12 protein-coding genes are annotated in these 18,201 nt (G+C 46.5%); 7 read left to right on the forward strand and 5 right to left on the reverse strand.

Annotated features, from left to right (window positions below; genetic code table 11):
- Positions 1–100: 100 nt before the first annotated feature.
- Together K9W43_12140 and K9W43_12145 are read right to left on the reverse strand one after the other, a co-directional pair.
- Complete coding sequence (locus tag K9W43_12140; protein ID MCF2137974.1) at positions 101–1,609, reverse strand: hypothetical protein; 1,509 nt, start codon at positions 1,607–1,609, stop codon at positions 101–103.
- A gap of 392 nt (positions 1,610–2,001) precedes the next feature.
- Entirely contained in the window at positions 2,002–2,727 is a 726-nt protein-coding gene (locus K9W43_12145) for a B12-binding domain-containing radical SAM protein (GenBank protein MCF2137975.1), read from the reverse strand.
- Between the two features lie 652 nt (positions 2,728–3,379).
- On the opposite strand from K9W43_12145, the gene K9W43_12150 reads away from it, so the two are divergent.
- The 5 genes from K9W43_12150 (at position 3,380) to K9W43_12170 (ending at position 11,003) form a co-directional block, all read left to right on the forward strand.
- Positions 3,380–4,081 (forward strand): ABC transporter ATP-binding protein, encoded by a 702-nt coding sequence (locus K9W43_12150; protein ID MCF2137976.1) that lies wholly within the window; start codon positions 3,380–3,382, stop codon positions 4,079–4,081.
- 10 nt (positions 4,082–4,091) lie between these two features.
- Positions 4,092–6,893 carry a hypothetical protein gene (locus tag K9W43_12155; protein MCF2137977.1) on the forward strand — a complete coding sequence of 934 codons (2,802 nt, stop codon included), beginning with the start codon at positions 4,092–4,094 and terminating at the stop codon, positions 6,891–6,893.
- Position 6,894: 1 nt separating this feature from the next.
- A complete protein-coding gene (locus K9W43_12160) occupies positions 6,895–9,729 on the forward strand; it encodes a hypothetical protein (protein MCF2137978.1) in 2,835 nt (944 codons plus the stop codon).
- Between the two features lie 6 nt (positions 9,730–9,735).
- The gene (locus K9W43_12165) at positions 9,736–10,641 is read left to right on the forward strand and encodes an ATP-binding cassette domain-containing protein (protein MCF2137979.1); all 906 of its coding nucleotides are present in this window, start codon (positions 9,736–9,738) and stop codon (positions 10,639–10,641) included.
- A gap of 68 nt (positions 10,642–10,709) precedes the next feature.
- Entirely contained in the window at positions 10,710–11,003 is a 294-nt protein-coding gene (locus K9W43_12170) for a hypothetical protein (protein ID MCF2137980.1), read from the forward strand.
- 70 nt (positions 11,004–11,073) lie between these two features.
- On the opposite strand, the gene K9W43_12175 is transcribed toward K9W43_12170, so the two are convergent.
- Both K9W43_12175 and K9W43_12180 read right to left on the reverse strand, forming a co-directional pair.
- Positions 11,074–12,966, reverse strand: a complete 1,893-nt coding sequence (locus K9W43_12175) for a hypothetical protein (protein ID MCF2137981.1) — start codon at positions 12,964–12,966, stop codon at positions 11,074–11,076.
- A 102-nt stretch (positions 12,967–13,068) separates the two neighbouring features.
- Complete coding sequence (locus K9W43_12180; GenBank protein ID MCF2137982.1) at positions 13,069–13,908, reverse strand: alpha/beta hydrolase; 840 nt, start codon at positions 13,906–13,908, stop codon at positions 13,069–13,071.
- Positions 13,909–14,241: 333 nt separating this feature from the next.
- Here K9W43_12180 and K9W43_12185 point away from each other — a divergent pair, with 333 nt between their 5' ends.
- Complete coding sequence (locus K9W43_12185; protein ID MCF2137983.1) at positions 14,242–14,853, forward strand: TATA-box-binding protein; 612 nt, start codon at positions 14,242–14,244, stop codon at positions 14,851–14,853.
- 101 nt (positions 14,854–14,954) lie between these two features.
- On the opposite strand, the gene K9W43_12190 is transcribed toward K9W43_12185, so the two are convergent.
- Positions 14,955–16,118 carry a site-2 protease family protein gene (locus K9W43_12190; protein ID MCF2137984.1) on the reverse strand — a complete coding sequence of 388 codons (1,164 nt, stop codon included), beginning with the start codon at positions 16,116–16,118 and terminating at the stop codon, positions 14,955–14,957.
- Positions 16,119–16,974: 856 nt separating this feature from the next.
- Here K9W43_12190 and K9W43_12195 point away from each other — a divergent pair.
- Positions 16,975–18,198 carry a hypothetical protein gene (locus K9W43_12195; protein ID MCF2137985.1) on the forward strand — a complete coding sequence of 408 codons (1,224 nt, stop codon included), beginning with the start codon at positions 16,975–16,977 and terminating at the stop codon, positions 18,196–18,198.
- The last annotated feature ends 3 nt before the right edge of the window (positions 18,199–18,201 follow it).

Below are 18,201 nucleotides of genomic sequence, written 5' to 3' on the forward strand. Positions count from 1 at the left end.
TGGTGTTATACTGGTATAAACTCTATTGTACTACAAAAAATGTAAAAAATACGTGCGCTTTCATTCGGTGCGAATGTACACTGCAACATAATACAATAGATCAGTGACCTTTCGACATGAGCCAAAGCTTTGCAGCGGTCACAAAGACACTATCAACACCAGCTCCTGAGAGACAGGAGGTCTCAACAAAACCAATAGGATGCAACTTGCCCTCCGACCCGAATCTATTTGCAAGTTCCTCGGCAAGTTTGTAGCCCTCGTCTTGACTCACAGGGGGTTCATCATTATCAACACCAGCAGCACGAAGATCCATCTTGTTTCCAACAAGGATTATCGGAGGAGTGTATCCCAGAGAGTTTGTGGACTCCTTGATCCAAAAGTCAACACTCTCAAAAGACCAACGATCAGTAACAGAATAGACGATAATCACAACCCCAGTGTCCTCATAGAACTCTGTCCGACTGACATGCGCCTTTGCAGCATCGTCGAAACACCAAGACTGCAGATGCACCCTGTGTGTGGCCAGCTCGTATATGTTCTCGTAGATATGAACCTGCTCGACACCATCCAGTTTAGGATGGCCCATCTTAGCCTTCTCAAGAAGCGATTTTTTCCCGACACCCTCTTCGCCTAAGACGATGACCTTTGCGGTGACAATGGGCTTGATGATATGGTCCTTAGTGTCAGCAGCCTTATCAGATGCAGGTACGGTGGCCTCTGAGACTTCGGGCTCCTTAGCCGCTTCAGCACTAGCCTCTTCAACAAGCGTTTCGGGTTCAACATGGGGTGTCTTGTCCGCTTCGGCTGCATAGGTCTTTTGTGAGGCGCGGAGCTCTTCAGCTCCTGATACACTGATTCGGATTTGCGGACGCGCGGGTTTGGATGGCTGCTCCTCTGTAGGAGGCACAAAATCATCACTTAGACTCTCAACAGCAGCAAGTGCATCCATAATGTCTGAGAAATCGTTCCCTGAGAGGAACTTTATTCCAGTCGCATCGATCGCGTCAGTGGTAGTGACCGAGGTGGAGACCGCTTTATCAGGAGGAGGACTGGTAGCCGTTGCGGATTCGGATGTAGGCTTCGCGGCCGCCTTTTCGGAAGGTGTCATCTGATCAGTGGAAACACTCTCTTCTTGGACATTTCTATGCTCTGATTTAGATGACGAGGCTGGTACCGATTCCCTCGTTGTGGCGGAGGCCGTAGAAGGACTCTGTGTATCAATCTTAGAAGGAACAGGGGTTTCGGATTCTTCAGCCGTAGGTGTAACCTTCTCAACAGGAGCCGCGGGTTTGGAAGCATCAGACTTTGCTTTCTGCTTGGCCGCACTTTTCGATGGGGGCTTCCGCGTTTCTTCATCCTCATCAGGTGGACCTACAAGTATTGAGCGGGCACGTGGAACACCAATACGAGTCAATGTTTCTTCTATAATCCCCGGTGCAAGCCGTTTTCCACGTGCTTTAAAGAACACCTCAAGATCTTTGACCACTTCATCAAAAGAGCGGCTCTTCGCTTTTATCTTCTTGAGTATGATCCCTTTGTCTCGTATCTCTATGTATCCTAATGCGAGTGTGACCGCAATAGTTGTTCCGGGGACAATCACAGGAAGCATATCTCCAAACTGCTGTGGCTTCGTGTCTTGGCGATAGGTAGGGGGGATAGATAACTGTTTTGCAGGATATTACTGTAAAACCAGATAGCAATGGTGAGACATGTTCACAAACACGGCGGATTGAGAAGTTCCACGATCACAGATCCACAAAAAACGACATACATCAAATCGGCTCTGTGTGAAAAGTCAGTGAAATAGTGATTATGAGAAGCATGAACACCATTTTGCGATTGAATTCAAAACGTTTCGGGATCCATTCTGACTTGAACGATCTATGTCTGTGGACTTTTCACACAGCTCCGCAAGAATGACTCCAATTATATCTGGGATCAGGATTTCTTGCATCATCACGATCAATCCAACTATCGAATGTACTGGTGCTGAATATACTGTTACATCACTCGAAATATGAGTCCTACATAATCTACGTTCCCTGATTTGATTTGCTTCAATATGTAGGCTGGACGAAAATAGAACTTTAAATATGCTTTATGTAGGAGATGTTTAATGGTTTCTATGGTCATCCCCGGAGGTGACATGACCGCTCCCAATACTGAGAAATCTTTCCAAGATTTTACTCGAATCCACTTTTCTTGTTTGGCCTGATCATAAAGTGGTGTGCCTGGATATGGTGTACAAATAGTAAACTGTGCTAACTCTGGGTCCAATCTACATGCAAGATCAATAGTTTCATTTGCTTCTAATTCTGTTTCGGTAGGATATCCAACCATGAAGGAGAGAACCAGTTCTAATCCAGCTTTCTTTGCGATTTCCACTGCCTGATTGACCTGTTCAATTGTTATGCCCTTCTTCATAGCATTCAATACTCGTTGGCTTCCAGATTCCACTCCCATATACAGTGTATGACACCCAGCTGAATGCAGCCACTCGGCTATCTCAGGATGACGCGATAGGATATTGGCTCTTGTAGAACAAGTCCATCCAATCTTGAAACCTTCCTCCCTGAATTCTTTGCATATTGCACGGACCCTTTTAGTGTCAAATGTGAAAAGATCATCAATGAACTCAATTTCTCTCACACCATACTTGTTTTCAAGGAGCTTGACCTCACGAATAACATTTTCTGGAGACCTACCTCTCCATCTCTTACCTGTAATCCTGGAAGATGAACAGAAAGTACAGCTATATGGACACCTTGAGAAAAATAGATCCCATCCAACACGACAAACATTTTTTTTCTGATTCTCCCGCCATTAAATCGAGCGACCGCAGCAGGACAGATGTTCCATCACTGCTTGATTTCGAAGTAAACCAGTTAGTTGCATATCTGAACAATCGGTTCTTGGACAGGGATTCCAAAGCTGCGACTTGATTTTCCTCAGAACTTTGAAGAGTTGTTAGATTCTCCGTATCGCTTCCGTGAAACCTGAGATTATTTTTTTTCTTTTCTCTCTCATTCGTTTTTGTCAAGCGGCCTTTGCTGTTTATGGATAATGATTCATAGAGATATTTAAATCAGTCGATATATCTATGCATATTTTTTTCTATTATAGATTCAGCTTATTGCTTTTCAAGTAACTATTTTTGATTATATTTGGTATGCACAAAGAATTCAAATATAGAGTTATCTCGAATAACAAATAATTTATTGGAAACATTTATGATGGCCAAAGAAATAAAAAATTAAGTCATGAATCTGTGATTTATACTTGCAATGGTGCGTTTTCTACAACAGGATTATGTCAGCCGAATAGTTTATCTATAAACTTGTAATGTTAAACAAGACCGACATTTGGTTAGGTGGAGAGATTGAATTCAGACGCTATTGTCGATTTACATTCTATTTCGCGAGTGTATCGAATGGGGCTGGTGGAAGTCCATGCTCTTCGTGGTATTGATATGCAGATAAAGCGCGGCGAGCGGATTGCGATCATGGGTCCTAGTGGCTCCGGCAAGACCACTTGCCTCAATATCATTGGTGCTCTTGATAAACCGACTTCTGGAACTGTTTACATTGATGGAATCGACATCACCCAAAAGAGCGAAAAGGAACTGACAAAGATTCGTCGGGATAAGATCAGTTTTATCTTTCAGTTTTTCAATCTCCTTCCCGTCCTAACTGCATTTGAGAATGTAGAGATCCCCCTATTGATTGCTGGCGTTGATGAGGCTGAACGAAAAGAGGAAGTCGAACGCCTGCTTGAACTTGTTGGGTTGAGCGATCGGGCCACTCATCACCCCGATGAATTATCAGGCGGCGAACAGCAACGAGTTGCTATTGCACGGGCTCTCGCCAAGCCTCCCGGTTCGACAAGCTCGATTATCATTCTTGCAGATGAGCCGACTGGCGATCTTGATACGAGCACTGGCGAAGAGGTCATGGACGTTCTTCTCAAGAGCACTCAGAAAGAGAATAGCACACTCATAGTTGTCACGCATGATGCGGATGTTGGTGCAAAGTTGGATCGGATCTTGACAATGCGTGATGGTCTGATCGTGAGCGATTCGTGAGGTGTTTATCGTGGCATTAGCACCGGTAGAACGTGATGCCTTTCAAGGCGCCCGTCGTAAAGGAGTAACTCTGCTCTGTCTGCTTATGGGGTCTGCCATTTTTTCTGGCATGTTCATCTATATCGATTCGTACTCTGTGTATAGATGGAATGACTTTATTTCTGATGATGCCCCTGCTATGATCGTTACCGGCCCTCACTCAACTCAGGCTCTGTCGCGCGTTAAAAGCTATAGTGCGGTCACTAGACTTACAGCCTTTTGGACTGGGGAGGCCTCTTATGAAGTACCCTCAGATGGTTCGACGCCTTGGTCTCGATATGCAACAGTGATTGCTTACAATAAGACTAGTTTCCAACAATATTCCGACTTTGCGACTCTGACGCTCGGTCGTTTTCCCGGTAGTGTGACTGAGGTGGCTGTAGGTATCTGGAGAGCCCAATACGAAAATATTAGAATTAATGATTATCTTAATCTGACCCTCTCCTATCAGGGCATTCAAACAAGTAACTTTACTGTTCGAGTTGTAGGGTTATACACTACCAATATGCTCTCTGATATTAATTTTTATTCGTATAACCAATATTTAGGAGATTTGATCGTAGATCAAGGGTTGTTCACTGGTCATTATTGTTCAATTAATAGGGATACCGTTCTTATCGATATCGACAGGTCGCCCCTGTCCCCTCTAGATAGGAGTGCCTCCTATTCCTACGTGAAGAAGATAGAGAACAATGTCATGGAGAAGTTCGATCCCAACTATGATCCGACACGGTCATGGAATTCAGATTACAGCATGAGCCCCATCCTCTCCTCATCGATAGCTTCCTATACACAATGGATAATGATGACACGTTTTAGTGAGCTCTTGCGGAATACGGGAGTCCTTCTTCTCTTCATCTTGACCATTATGATTGCCGTGAGATACAATGTTAATGATCGACGGTATGAATCGGAGATGCTCATTGCGCGGGGTGCTTCCTTGGCCTCGACGCAGATGATGACCTATAAGGAGATCATGGCGCTCTCGGTGATCGCAAGTATCGGAGGTCTCGGAGTTGGGGTTGTCCTGAGTAGGTTCGGTCTCATCAGTCCGGGCTTTCTCATGTACGACCTGTCGCTGTTTACCTCCACACCGCTCTTGATCTCGATGGACTCTATCATCCTCTCAGTTATCCTTACGGTGTTGTTGTCTTTCTTTGGTATTACTGGTTATCTCATTGTCCTTGCGCCCAAGCCTCGAAAAGAAGAGCGTGTGAGCAAGCTTGCTAAACTCGGACGCTTCCTGACCTTGATTCGATGGGATGTACTGACTATTATTCTGACATCCCTGTTCATGCTATCACTCTATCAAAGTGGCAATACAATTCTCTCCTATGGATTCTTGGCGCTCTTTATCTACATCGGTATTGGGCTAACACCGCTCATCCTCTTCCTTGCAGTCACGAACTTGTATATGAAATGGATCAGAGGTATCTCCTATCGCCTATCTCTTTTCCTAAAACGTGTATTTGGCAAGATTCCATCGATGATCGGTGTGCGCAGGGTCGGGCGTCGCTCCTCTTCGGCAGTGCCTGTCACTATGATCATTGTCCTTGCGATCAGTATCGCTTGGACCAATGCCGTTGTGAATTCCTCGCTGCCTGCTACAAAGATGTCACAGGCGCATTATGCATTTGGATCGGACCTGTCATTCCAACTGGATTCCTTCGCACAGGCCAATTGGACCAATTTCATAGGTAACCTTAGCACGTATGAGGGTATTGAGTCATTCACTCAGATCTCGTGTTTCTCAGTCTCGCTTGATTCGGACCAGCAGCATAGTGCATCAGTTGTTGGAATGAAACCCCCCGAATTTATTGAGACCGGATATGATACGAATGGGCAGCCGATGAAGACCTCTCCACTTCGACCTGTCTTGGAACGGCTCGCCAAGACCCCACACGGCGCGATCATAACGGAGAACCTTGCATCAACATTGTCATTGAGCGAGGGCAATATTATCCGCGGGTTCACCTCCAGCTCCGGTAACACTACTGTGACCTCTTGGTCCGTGATTGGGATCGCAGACGCTCTGTCACCTCTCACTTTGACTGATACTGGGACGGAGATATACGGATGGAGCCCCTACACGTATAGGCTCGTCGGCTTGAATACTATATGGGCCAATTGGGACTATGTGCAGACCCTTGCAAATAGCAGCTGGGATGTGACGTACAAAGTTCTTGTGCACTCCTCGTCCGGTGTGAACAGTACTGAACTTGCGGAACGAATAGTAGATGATTGGCAGGGCGTTCTACAATTGACCACTCCCTATGTGAGTGACGATGTAGAGTTGCAGAACTACAAGTATCATTCTACCTACATGTTTGATGGTGCGATTGATACTATCAGTGTCATCGGTTCTATTGTTGTGCTCTTTGTCGTTTTCATACTATATGGGACTGAAGATATCCATAACCGTAGACGAGAGATTGCACTTCTTCGAGCCATGGGCACTGGGCAAAAGGGAGTTCAGCGTGTGCAGGTTGCTGAGATGCTCACTATTCTCTTGACTTCTACTCTACTGCTTCTGTTATTTGCGCCGATCTTCATTTACAATGCAATGCTGAACACTTCGCCCTCGTTTTATCAGTGGCCATTTCTGTCCACCATTACCCTGCCTGTCTGGCATCTTGTTGGTATCTTCTTCACATTTGTGATCTCGATTGTTCTCTTTGTGATTCTTGTGGCACGCTATGGTGCCAAGATCAATTTGGCTGAATCCTTGAACACGACATGGACAGGTGTGACGCCATTAGGAGGAGAATTGTGAAATGTTTCTATCAACTCGTCTGCGCGCCGGAGCACCTCAGATCGTGCTCACATTGGTCGTCTTTGCCATGGCCTCTGGAATCCTTGGTGGTCTGATCTTCTATGTGGATAACACGACCCCTCAGGTCTATGAAGAAGTCACTTCAGATGTCTCCATAGATCTAATGGTCGATGCGTCCTATTCTCTACAGAATTCAAACATGTCCATCTATGATATCCAAAAGATTGTGCAACAAGAGGATCTTGTAAGTTCGACAGCGGTGGTCTATTATCGTCAAGAATGGCGTTGGAGTCAGGAGCATCCTGTAGATACTGTGATCTCCTATTTGGGTATTGATACCAACTTTTTCAAAGCATTTCCAGGAGCACTGGACCTTCCCCCTGATAATGGTCCACTTATAGCAAACACCTGTTGGGTCAGTAGTTCCGAGCTGAGTTACAACTCGTTGAATATTGGAGATAATTATACTATTGAGTACGAGACGTGGGGGATAAATGGTCACGAGATTCATACGTACGTTCTCAAAATTGTAGGGACCTTCACCTCCACACTCTTTAAGGAACGTATTCAGTGGGATGAGCCTGCTGTGAGCACGCTAGGTGTGATCACCGATAATGTTACCATCCATAAGATTTGGAGCGAAGTGCCAGAATATGGCTCTTACCAGTACAGGATTACTACTTCTGTCTGGGCGCGTTTGGACAAGACATCCTTGCTGGCAAGTGATCCGGCTAAAGTCGATGAGACCTTAAGTTCATTGGAAGTTCGAATTGAGCAGGCTGTCCTGCCATATGCCTCTGTTGACTGGTCTGGGTTCCCATTGCGTACTGCATTGCAGGGGTATATTGCATGGGCAGTGGCTATGAGATTCGTATCGATCGCGTTCTCCATTCCCACGATCATGATGGGCGTCTTACTTGTCTACTATGATTCAACTCTGGGTAGTGATGAGATCCACCGCGACTCGAGTACGCTGAAGACAAGAGGTGCCTCCGGAAAACAGGTCTTTCTCTGGATCATGACTCGATCCTCAGTGGTAGCTATCTTGGGAGGTTTTGGTGCACTACTTACAGGTGTTCTTGCATCATTTTTCGCAGGGACGGTTCGGACGTTTTTAGAATTTGATCTGTCCCGCTTGGCCACGTTGACCTTTTTTGTAGAACCAACCACGGTGGTCATTGCATTTTTGTTCTCATTCATGTTGGGCCTTTTCGCGAGCGTTCCGATTGCATATCATTCACTGACCCAATCCATCGCTGAAGCACATCAGATCATTAACAGACGTGTGCTGTTAGGTCGCGAGTTCATGAACGCCCCTGTTGCAGAGGTCGCATTTTTTGCAGTGACGCTGTATTGTCTTGTTCCTCTTCTGCTACTAAGCGGATATGCCATGTATAACCCATCGTCCTTCTTTGGTGTGATGACCATTCTCACGCCCATATTGATCATATTCATAGTGACCGGTACCAGATTGGCCTCTCGCCCCACTTCTGGACTGAAGGGCCGAGTCTTGAATCGCCTGCGACTTGGAAGACTCAGAGTCAGTATGACGGTCCTAGCAAAATCCGTCCGGATGCACAAGAAGACCGAGGCAACCGCCGTTATGTTTGTGGCAATGGTCTTTGCAGCCAGTACGCTGGCCTCGGTGTCTGCGACTACTGGCTATAATCATGTCACGAGTCTAATACGTTTTAAAGTCGGGGCGGACATCTCACTCGAGGTCTCGCAGACCGCGACAAATATCACACTTGATCTGGTTGATAAAATCAGGAATATCTCCGGAGTCGCTGATGCATCCGGAGTTGTCAGAGTCGTAGGTCACGCATTATACAGGCAGTCGGACTTTACTGGATACAAAGGTAATGTGAATCGCACGGTGACTGTGTGGGGGATCGAAGCATCATCGTGGTTGCGTACAGCTTTTCTATTGCCCTATTTCACATTGTGGAATGATCCTACTACTGCGTTCAACATGGTCGCTCAAGACAATACGAGTATCATCTCTTCATTTCGACCCATCGATCATTACGAACTTCAAGGATATAGACAAATCCCTGTCTACTCGAATCAGATGAAGATTCAGTTACGTCACACTAACAAGAGTCTTGATCAGACAAATACCTCAGAGTGCACTATTGTGGATCTCATGACCACCAATATGGGCTATCCCACATTCTTCCCCGGCCAGCCCAGTGAAAATCAATTTGTCATTATGAATCTTGACTATGTGGTTGCTGTCACAAATCAGACGCAAGTTCAAAAATTCTATATCTCACTTAAGCCTGATGCCAACATTACTCAGGTCAAACACGATTTAATTGGGTTGTCCCCCAAGTCTTTCTCTAAGGTTGAAGTCGTGCAAGAATATCTTGATGAGGCATTAGAGAGTAGAGCGGGGCAGGTTGTGTATGGTATCTATACACTCGATGTTGTCTTTTCAATGCTATTCCTTGTTGTAGGGATTGTTATTGTTACGACATTACGAACGAGAAAACTACGCAGATCATTTTCGATCTTGCGTGCCCTTGGTGCTGACACCTCTCCTATGGGTGTGACTCTGATCATTGACACTGCGCTCACATTGCTCGTGTCCCTGGTCATAGGGTCGCTGCTTGGCCTATTTTTAGGTTGGGCCTTTAGTAATATCCAGTTGGTGTACACTGGTATAAACAGCAACCTTGCTTGGAATCGGCTGTACATTCAATTGACAATACCATATACGCTTCTAGGAGCGATTATCATAGGCGCTTTCATTATCTCATTGGCTGCGAACTTTATGGTAAATCGACTTAGTCTGAATCGGAACATCGCAGAGGAGATCCAATATTCGGAGTGATAAAACATGACTGAAGATCTTGAACAACTAGCTCAGGAATACAAGATTGTCATTCGTGACCTCATGAAGGTCTACAAGCGTGGATCCACAGAGGTCATAGCATTACGTGGTGTGGATTTTGAAGTTCATGAGGGTGAATTCCTCTCCATTATTGGTCCAAGCGGATCGGGAAAGACCACGCTCTTACGGATGATCGGTGCACTTGATAGACCCACTGCTGGACTGGTCCTCTTTGAAGGCCATAATATTACCCTGCTGAATGACTATCATGCTATGCTCTATCGACGGAAAAAGGTAGGCTTTGTCTGGCAGACTGGTAATCTTGTGCCCGGACTGACCGCTATCAAAAATGTGATGCTCCCTATGCGATTGGCTGGTGCTCCCAAGCGTGCTGCTGAGAAACGGGCTAAGATGTTGCTTGCAGCAGTCGGCCTTGAGTTGCGACTGAACCATCGGCCTCATCAACTCAGTGGTGGTGAAAATCAACGAGTGGCGATCTGTGTTGCTCTTGCCAACAAGCCAGAACTCCTACTTGCTGATGAGATTACTGGCGAACTTGATACTGAGACCGCCGATGTTGTCATGCAAATGCTCAAAGAGATGAATGAGGAGTTTAACACCACCGTCATCAATGTGACTCACAACCCTAATGTCACCAAGTATGCAGATCGTGTCCTGCGTATCCGTGATGGCCTGATCGAGGGGCAACGACATGTTCTCTTCGGGGACATCTCGGAGATCGACGCGAAGGGCCGTCTGGTCATTCCCGAGTCGGTACGGCGCTTAGCAAACTTGGGTAAACGTGTCGTACTTAGTGTGACACCTGAGGGTCTGCTTATCAAACCATTAGATGAGTCAGCAACGGAGGTCCCGCAGGCATCAGAAGAAGGAGAAGAGATGGCAAATACATAGACGACTTTATTTATTGCCTATATCTGAAAAGTTCTATAAACGGTCAAGCACGTAATTATACGATAAATATGACCGAGACTAAGATGCCCTGGTCGTTTTATGCAGTAATCATCTCTTTTGGCGTGTTTTTTGCAAGCCTCAATATCTACATCATATCCGAGTTGATATGTCATCCAATCCCAAATGAACCATGGCTCTTTGGTATAGTTGGTGGATTTATCGCGCTTCTCTATTCTATTCATATGGTGCGGGTCCATCAGCGTGAACTCATCGAACGAAAAAGGCAACGCGATCTTGAGGCTCTCGAAAAAATGCATGAGACCATTAAGCGTGAGAGGATTTCAAAGACCAATAAAAAATAGACTGCGAGAGAGCTGAGTCAAAAAAGAGGGGGGAGGCGACGGCGCAGTGGCCGCCGCATTCTTGGTTCCATTATCGGTTCTTCAGATAGAGGTAGATTCCCGCGATTAGAAGAACAATGGTCATACTACCACCCACCACGATGCCAAAGGCAACCAGTAATGGTGGGTTCACGGTGACATAGACACTTGAACTAGCGGTGTTACCTCCAAGGTCTGTGACAGTCAGTATAATCACATGTTGCCCTTGGGAGAGGCCTCCAAAGTCAAACCATATGTTCTCATCGACCCAATCGCCCTCTTCGACAACCAGTCCATCAACAGTAATGGTGTATGTGTCCTTGAAGTCATCAGTCACTGTCCAATTATAGCGGAGCCCAAGATCTCCAATGAAGCACGAGAAGTTCTTGGGCGTGTACACAATGACCGGGGCTATGTCATCCGCCTTGACGGTGACGATCACACTATCGTTGGCGGTGTTCCCACTTGTGTCATTGACAGAGATGAGGTATGTGTATACGCCGATCTCAAGATCATTCAGTGAGACTGTGATCACTGGGTTTTCAGGATTAATAGTCCCATCTACCACTTTATCCCCGTTTCGTGTGACCATGTATTTGTTGATGTGTTCGTCAGTCGCATTCCATTGGATCTGATTGCCGGACTCGGTGTAATAGAATGTCACATCATCGGGGTGTGAGATCTCAGGAGTGACGTTCTCAAGTATGCGCAGAGTGATTGTGTCTTCGGATATATGCTGGTTTTGATCCTCGGCCTCAAGACGAATCGTGTAGGCTCCAAGATCATAGTCGGACACATTCAGTAGATAGTCAAAGCTGGAATTAGTCCATGTGTCTTGTTCTAGCAAGGTGTCATCACGATACACACGAATCTCTTTTGGATATTCATCATAGACATGCCATGTGATGGTGAGATTTGCGGGGCCTTCGAGGAACTCCTGATCACCCGGACTGGTAATCACAGGAGAACGTACATCATATGTTTGAGCAGTGAGATTTCTGCTGTACATTCCATCACCGACCGGTTCGCCTCCATAAGTGATGGTCCAGTTGACAAAAGATATTGGGAGATCCACAAACAGAACTGTGCCATTGCTCTCAGTCACCTTCGAGTCAATCGCAGTTCCATTCTTGAACATGAGATTGATCGTGGCCCCCGTTACGGGGTCGTTTGAGGTCTCGAATGCTACAAAGATCTCAAGATCATAATAGTCCATGTCGCCTGCAAGAAGCCCGACTATCTGATGAGCAATGATGAGAGTGCCATCTGCTGTAAAGTTTGCCTCTATGAGTACCTCACCAGCAAAGGGGCCAGAGATCACAGTCACCTTCCATGTATAGTTCCCATCTGGGATATCTGTGATATCTGCTACACCACTACTTCCTAAGACTAACTGTGTGTAGATGCTATTATTCTCTCTGAAGTGGATCGAGAAATTGAGACCTTCAGCCGGATTGCCTGTCACATCTAAGACTGTGGCATTGAGGTCATCATCATCATTCTCGAGATCTAGATTGCCGACTTCCCAATTTACAGTGGCCTCGGGGCCGTCCGACACGATCTGGCCCTCCTTGACAGTACCCGGAGCCGCGGACCAGGTCACATTCCATTTGTAGGTCCCATTTGGCAGGTTGTAGAAGATGGCATAACCTGTTCCATCGGTCACCTTCGAATCATACTTTGTGCCATCTGTTGAATTCCACAGGGTCACATTCGCGCCTTGAACTTCATATGTGTAGTTCCACACACGGAACTCGAAATCATCATCATTAAACTCCTCTTGGTAATTGAAAACACGAACGTTGACACGAAGATCCGTGGCGGCAGGAATCGCCTTCGTCTGGGTCACAGTGATCTTGTTCGGGTTTAGATGCATAGAACTCATTGACCCTGCAATTACCAGTGTCAATATGAGAAACGCAACTGCTCCTTGTAGTCGTCTCATGAATGGTCACTCTCAAAGGCCCAGCATACCTAATGCTGGCTCTGTCTAAGGCGCCTCCACCTTTGTGGTCAATAAAAGCGTTTCTCAGGATGTATCTTCGTACTATTCTCCTGTGTTGAGATGTTTTTCGACCCATTCGACTGCATCTATGAGTGTCTGCTCTCCTCCTTCCTCTTCAAATGGTTCATGATACAACTCTTCATAGCTGCGCCATGTCTTATCCGCCGAGGCTAACTTCTCATAGAACTCCTTGGTCTTCTCCGGTAGGACAATAAGATCTTCTTCGGACTGTTGGACGAGTGCTGGTATTGCGATCTCTACTGCCATGTCCATCGCTCGTTCAACACTGGCAAAACCCTCAGCGGCCAGACGGGGGGTCGCAAAGTCAAATCGCAGTGGGTCCTCCTTATTACGCTGAACAGTTCTGGGATCCCGTGAGATCAATTCCAAGTCAAGCCCATTGCTGAACAGCTTCTTGACATTAAGGGCTGATAGAAACTTGACGATCCCTCTGACAAATGAGCTGACCTCCAACCGTTCACCGAGGCCCGGGTTAATAATTATAAATCCGTCAATCTCATGTTGATGTGCGGCGCAATACAAGACTGTCATCAGGCCTCCAAAGGAATGTCCCCACAAGAACACATTCAGGTCCGGGTGCTTCTCTCGCACAAGTTGAATGAGATGATTTGTGTCCTCAACAATCTCATCAATGCTCTCGACATGACCCTTTACCCCTGACCAGTGACCAAAACCCCTTAGATCAGGTGCATAGACGATGTATCCCGCGGACGCAAAGTATTCTCCTACTGGGGATATCAGCCCGCTGTGGCTTCCCAGACCATGTAGGCAGACGATTGCTGCTTTTGGTGTACCGTCAGGCTTCCAGACTCTCAGGAACATCTTTGAACCATCATACCCTGTATATTCGCTCTCTTCCATTGTCACAGTTGTCACCTTTTAGCAAACCCAATGCATTCTGTAATCACTAACTGAATAAGGCTTTTTTTATTGAATGTGGAAGAATTGTGAGAATAAAAAACTGTGTACTGAGCGTACAGGTCCCATAAATATTCAGTGATCTTTTTCTGGATACGTTTGTCCATGTTGATGTTCCTGATACGTGGCTTGAGTGCCTCTGACGATCGCTTTTGAAATGCATGACATAGTGCCATTTATAAGAATCTTATAACGGAAATCGCGCCACATGGCACCATTTATAAGGCGATTTATATAGGACCCTACAGTCCTTTATAAAGGGGCAGGAGGAGCATTATGCCTCGACCAAAGCCTAAGACAAAGATTGAGAATGTCGTCGCCTCAGTTATATTGAACCAACGGTTGGATCTCGACGAGATCGCGGCTACTATGCCAAATATCGAATTCGATCCCGAGCAATTCCCTGGTCTTGTGTATCGGCTCAAGAAACCAAAGACCGCCACACTGATCTTCAACAGCGGTAAGATGGTGTGTACTGGTGCCAAGTCCGAAAAAGAATCACGGCGAGCAGTCCACAAGATCGTCAAGAACCTTCGAGAGGCCGGAATCGAGATCATTGGTCGTCCGATTATCGTTGTACAGAATATTGTAGCCAGTGCCAGCCTCGGAGCCGAACTCAATCTTGAGCTTGCGGCAATGAAACTCGAAAATACTCTCTACGAACCAGAACAATTTCCTGGTCTGATCTATCGAATGCGTGATCCGAAGGTCGTTATTCTCCTCTTTGGTTCTGGGAAACTGGTGATCACCGGAGCCAAGTTCGAGCCTCAGATCGATGAGGCTGCGGAGAAGGTCATGGATCGGCTTATCGAACTGGGAGTCATGCGTATTCCAGAGGGCGAAGATTGGGATGTTGTAGAAGACGATGAAGAAGAAGAGGATGACTGATCCTCACTTCATTTTGAGAAAACTGGTGAACTAAATCTACTACGGAGTCCGGCCGATCCCGGACTTCCGTCTTGTTTTTCTCTTTGCTTTTCAGGCAAATCTTAGAAGAATGAAAAGCTCAACGGTGGAATACATAAGACCAGCACTATCATTGCGATCACGAACAGTACGATCCTGCTCCTAGAGATCGGTACTGTGTCATTCAAGGGACCGGGATGTTCCCCGCCACCAGAGAGCATGAACACAAGGATCGCCATCAGAAAGAATCCTGAAATGACCATCAACCCGAGAGCTGCCCACCCAATGTATTTGTGGATCTTGGGACCGACTATGGCTCGAAGTGCATGACCACCATCAAGTTGGCTTGCCGGAAATAGATTGAGCGCAGTGACTAAGCAACCGACCCACGCGGCAAAGGCAAGTGGATGTAGGAATAGAGTTCCGCCATCCGGGATGTATCCCTGAAATGCGATCTCAAGTAGCGTAAAGAGAAGTGGTACCGGAAGGGACCCCGTCATGTTCGGGAAAGCCTCGTCAATGGCCGTGAGCTCATCTGCTGTGACTGGGACCGAGAGAAAGAATCCCACAAAAAGCACTACTAGGGTGACAATGAAACCTGCAAACGGCCCTGCCAACCCCAGATCAAAGAGATCGGTTCGTTCTCTTGGTGGGCTCTTCTGTTTGATGAACGCTCCAAAAGTGCCTCCGATGTCGGGAAGTCCAGGAATAAAATATGGTGGTGTGGCCTCGATCTTTCGTCGTTTTGCGGTCAGATAATGTCCCATCTCATGAGTTCCAATGATGCCCATCAGACCAAGGAGGAATGTCCCCGTGACCAAAAACAAGTCCCAAGTGGTCCACCCCAACGGATAGAACAGAGAGAGGAACACTGGACTCACCGCCTGCATGAAACCCCCCAGCGAGATGGTTGCAAGGGTCGTGACGAAGAGTGCGTAATTGATCCTGATGTCCGACTCGCCCTCCTTCTGAATCGGGACAAATCTGACGATGTATACTCCTTCGTTCTTATCCTTCCAGCGGACTACTGGCCAGACACGTAGTTCCTCGGCTACCTCATCAAGTTCGTTGAATACCTGTTCTTGGACATCGCGGTGTGGGATCTGCCCCCCGGGCCATCGGAACAGAAATGTTGGTTGTCCAAATTCGAGAGCACTGGCCAAGACCTCGAATCTACGTGTGAGAATTGCATCTAGTTCGGTAAAGGTCGGGTAGGAGATGACGCCGGAGAAACCACCAAGAGACAAATTTTAGAATCCTCCAATTTCAGGCTAGTTTTGCTCAAGATTTCGATTGCCTATAAGGATACTGTCGCTGGCATACATACCTATTCGCCCCACCATTATCTAAAAATTACTTGCAGTCGTGCCATATCTATTCTACAATAAGGTTAAAACGATTTTATGAGAAATGATACAGGGGTTCATGATTTATGGGCGAACATGATTCGAGTATGGGTTTGCTATATGTCGATGATGAAGAAGAGGAGCAGGAGCGTCTGCGTCGCAGAACCGAACTTAGAAAGACCGTTTCTAAGTACGTATGCGAGATATTGATATTGGTAATTCCAATTTTATTTTTCTCTTTTACAGCTACTACTCCATCAATTTCTGTTGAACAGATTTCGACCATTGCCGGATTTATCGTGTTTGCAATACTTTTGGAGCTATGTTGGCGAGGGGGTGTTAGATCTCCTGACGAACACGTACGGACTCGCCAATAACATATTGCGATAGATCTTATCAGGCGTTCTCGAAAATTTCATCGCACCGATTTATTTCTTTATTTTTGACCTTGCCTAGATGTGGTGTGACCGTTGATTGTAAGTTGGACAATAGTGGACAGTATGTCCAGAGTCCGCCCACCAACGGCAGTGGGTACTACCTACCTCACCATCATGGTTAAGGTCATGAATGAGATGTGGTTGGGAGTATATACACTCCTATTTTCAATGTCCCGAAATGTCCAAGTTTTCTGCGACTGTTGTCAACCCACTAGTAGTAGTGCATATGCTGGACTGAACTGTGAGCTGGCATAAACGAGATTTGAATAAATATTCCCGATGGTACATATCTAGTCACCTAGGCGTAAGGTGGTATAATTATGGCTGATGCAGTCTATGAAGAGGAAAAGATCAAGGTCTTTGACTGGAAGGTCATTGTTGCCGTGGCCGTGATCTATTCTCTTAATGCATTTCTTCTTGACAGCGCCAGCAGCCTCTTTCCCCACGATGAACGGATCGCCATCATGGTGCCGGCCTTTGCGTCGGTGATCTTTGGGCCGCTTATCGGAGGTCTAGGCACTGGTTTCGGAAATCTACTCTTTGACATCTTCGACAAGATGGTTCTCTCCCACGAGGGTCTCGCAGCGCGTCATGTACTCGGGTTCTTCGCAAATATGATTGGTGCAATGGTGACAGGTTTCTACTCGAGACGTATTGCCATGAAGGAGGATGATGCCATCTTTACAAGGGACAAGCTACTCTTGGTCATCCGCAATACATTTGCTTCCGTGCTCGGGCTGGCTGTCATAACCGGTGTCATGATCGGTTATGGGCGTTGGCTGCTCACGTTCGTGGGCCTTGACTCGTACACCTTGCAGAACGGCCTCTGGCTTGCGGGAATCATTGTGACAAGTAATGGATTTGTTCTTCTTGTATCCATGATTCCTCTCCAACTTGTTTTCATGTTCATCGAGCGACGACGGATTGCTCTTTATAATAAATTACTGGAAGAATCTCGGAAGATGGTCGCCACGCATTGGCCCCACAAAGTCCCGTTCAGTATTGAAGAGTTTGAGGGGACCGGTCATGGTTTCGTACTTCGGAGTTGGTCAACGCTACGGCTCCGTGTTCGAAATAAACTTGACTTCCCGATGAGGTACCGCGTGGAGGTCCGAGGGCAGGATCATGTGGATCCGAATGTCTTCTATACCGAGAAGATTCCCCCCGGCGGTGTGGATGTTGTTGACTTGCAGCTCTATCCCTTTGATGATGCTGACCGCAAGATACAGCTCGTCTTTCGACCTTGGGTGGATCAGAGTGAGATACTCCGGAGAGTCTTTGAAGAGAATACCGAGTTCTTGTATGAATATTCGTATAGTGTGATGCTTCCCGGGAATAGGCGTTTCAGGGTATTGATTTCGCTCATAGGGATCATGGCTCTGATTGCCGGTATCGCTCAGGCTCTACGTAGTATCCAGAGCATTGCCGTTGGTGAGACCGGCGGCAGTTCATCGGCATTCTTTGCAACACTTGGTGTGGTGCTTGCCGAAGTCATCTTTGTGCTGTTGTGGTACTATCTGAAAAAGAAACAATTGGAGGTGTGATAA

It is taken from the genome of Candidatus Thorarchaeota archaeon (genome assembly GCA_021498125.1).
Lineage (GTDB): Archaea > Asgardarchaeota > Thorarchaeia > Thorarchaeales > Thorarchaeaceae > B65-G9.

What these genes read in the sequence shown, in the direction of transcription:
- K9W43_12180 (MCF2137982.1), bottom strand. Translation starts at nt 13,908, where the DNA reads ATGGAAGAGAGCGAATATACAGGGTATGATGGTTCAAAGATGTTCCTG.
- K9W43_12160 (MCF2137978.1), top strand. Translation starts at nt 6,895, where the DNA reads ATGTTTCTATCAACTCGTCTGCGCGCCGGAGCACCTCAGATCGTGCTC.
- K9W43_12175 (MCF2137981.1), bottom strand. Translation starts at nt 12,966, where the DNA reads ATGAGACGACTACAAGGAGCAGTTGCGTTTCTCATATTGACACTGGTA.
- K9W43_12170 (MCF2137980.1), top strand. Translation starts at nt 10,710, where the DNA reads ATGACCGAGACTAAGATGCCCTGGTCGTTTTATGCAGTAATCATCTCT.
- K9W43_12185 (MCF2137983.1), top strand. Translation starts at nt 14,242, where the DNA reads ATGCCTCGACCAAAGCCTAAGACAAAGATTGAGAATGTCGTCGCCTCA.
- K9W43_12140 (MCF2137974.1), bottom strand. Translation starts at nt 1,609, where the DNA reads ATGCTTCCTGTGATTGTCCCCGGAACAACTATTGCGGTCACACTCGCA.
- K9W43_12195 (MCF2137985.1), top strand. Translation starts at nt 16,975, where the DNA reads ATGGCTGATGCAGTCTATGAAGAGGAAAAGATCAAGGTCTTTGACTGG.
- K9W43_12165 (MCF2137979.1), top strand. Translation starts at nt 9,736, where the DNA reads ATGACTGAAGATCTTGAACAACTAGCTCAGGAATACAAGATTGTCATT.